A 1480-nucleotide genomic window follows, 5' to 3' on the forward strand; every position below is an offset into this window, starting at 1 on the left:
GTGTGGAGTCGTAAACGGTCATGGGTCGTCAGGCCAGTGCCAGTGTGATGTCGTGTGTCGGGACCTTGCGGTCGAAAGTGAGGTTGGCCTCGACGTGCTCGAGATGCTCGGTCATGAGTCGCACGGCGCGTTCCTCGTCCTTGGCGGCGAGGGCCTTCACGATGTCGGCGTGCTCGTCGTTCGAGTGCTCTGCCGCGGTCGCGCTCTGGTACATCAGCGTGATCAGGGCGCAGCGCGAGATCAGCTCGCCGAGGATCTGCGCCAGCACCGTGTTGCCCATCAACTCGGCCATGCGCACGTGGAAGTCGCCAAGCAACTCGGTGCGGCCCGAGATGTCCTCGCCCGAGACGGCGGCCTTCTCGAGTGCGACGTGCTCCCTGAGTGCCTTGATCTTGGCCGGCGTGACGTTGCGAACGAAGGCGCGCGTCATCTCGGCCTCGAGCATGCGGCGCACCGCGAACACCTGCTTGGCCTCGTCGACCGCGGGTGCCGCCACGAAGGCGCCGCGCGCGGGCTCGAGCCGGATCAGCTTGTTCTGCGACAGCTGGAACAGCGCCTGCCGCACCAGCGTGCGCGAGACGCCGAAGTGGTCCGCGAGCTTCTGCTCGGCCAGCTTGCTGCCCGGCTGGAGCCTGTGCTCCACAATGGCCTTGGTGAGTGCGTCGACGATCGCGCGGGTGGTGGTCGAGTCCATGTTTTTMATGATAGACCCAAAGCCGATAACTGTATACACTTTTGTCGACCGTAATTTCCCGAATGCACCGAAGGAGAAGATTCATGGGCCTGAGCACTCACGTACTGGACACGATGCACGGCTGCCCGGCCGGCGGCATGGAGGTCGCGCTCTTCACCACCGACGGCACCGCGGAGGACGCTCGCGCCACGCTGGTCAGGCGCTTCACGCTGAACGCGGACGGCCGCAGCGACGGGCCGCTCTATGACAACAGCACGCTGAAGACCGGCACCTACCGGTTGGTGTTCGATGTCGCGGGCTATTTCAAGGCCCGCGGCGTGACGCTGCCCGAGCCGAACTTCCTGAACCGGGTGGCGCTGGATTTCGGCGTCGCGCATACCGACCAGCACTATCACGTGCCCCTGCTGGTGAGTCCGTGGAGCTACTCCACCTACCGTGGGTCATGATGCTCGCCCCCAGGTTGCCCGGCACTTCGTGTCCGGGCGCCCACCCCCTACCGGGGGCGCAGTCAGCGGCCCGGCGAAGCCGAAAACGTGGCTCGCCCCCAGGTTGAACTCACTTCGTGTAGTTCGCCCACCCCCTACCGGGGGCGCAGTCCGCGGCCCGGCGAAGCCGGTTCCGCGACTGCGCACGAACGGGCGCGCTGCGCGCAGCCGAGAAACGGTCGCAGCGCCGGCTTTTGMTTTGGCCGGCGCAGCCWGGCCCGTTGGTGAAACACCGCGGAACCGGCTTCGCCGGGCCGCTGGTGTTGCCCCCGGCAGGGGGTGGGCGCCCGGACACGAAGTG

General features: G+C 66.8%; 2 protein-coding genes. One reads left to right on the top strand and one right to left on the bottom strand.

From position 1 onward, the window contains the following. Window positions 1-28: 28 nt before the first annotated feature. Window positions 29-694, bottom strand: coding sequence for a GntR family transcriptional regulator (locus tag AC1D2K_RS34570; RefSeq protein WP_478094938.1), 666 nt, complete (start codon window positions 692-694; stop codon window positions 29-31). An 83-nt stretch (window positions 695-777) separates the two neighbouring features. Between AC1D2K_RS34570 and uraH the strand changes: the two genes are divergently transcribed. Then, window positions 778-1140 (top strand): hydroxyisourate hydrolase, encoded by a 363-nt coding sequence (uraH, locus tag AC1D2K_RS34575; protein ID WP_478094940.1) that lies wholly within the window; start codon window positions 778-780, stop codon window positions 1138-1140. Window positions 1141-1480: the final 340 nt, after the last annotated feature.

The sequence above is a fragment of the Variovorax sp. P1_H12_2 genome (assembly GCF_056405335.1).

What these genes read in the sequence shown, in the direction of transcription:
- AC1D2K_RS34570 (WP_478094938.1), bottom strand. Translation starts at nt 694, where the DNA reads ATGGACTCGACCACCACCCGCGCGATCGTCGACGCACTCACCAAGGCC.
- uraH (WP_478094940.1), top strand. Translation starts at nt 778, where the DNA reads ATGGGCCTGAGCACTCACGTACTGGACACGATGCACGGCTGCCCGGCC.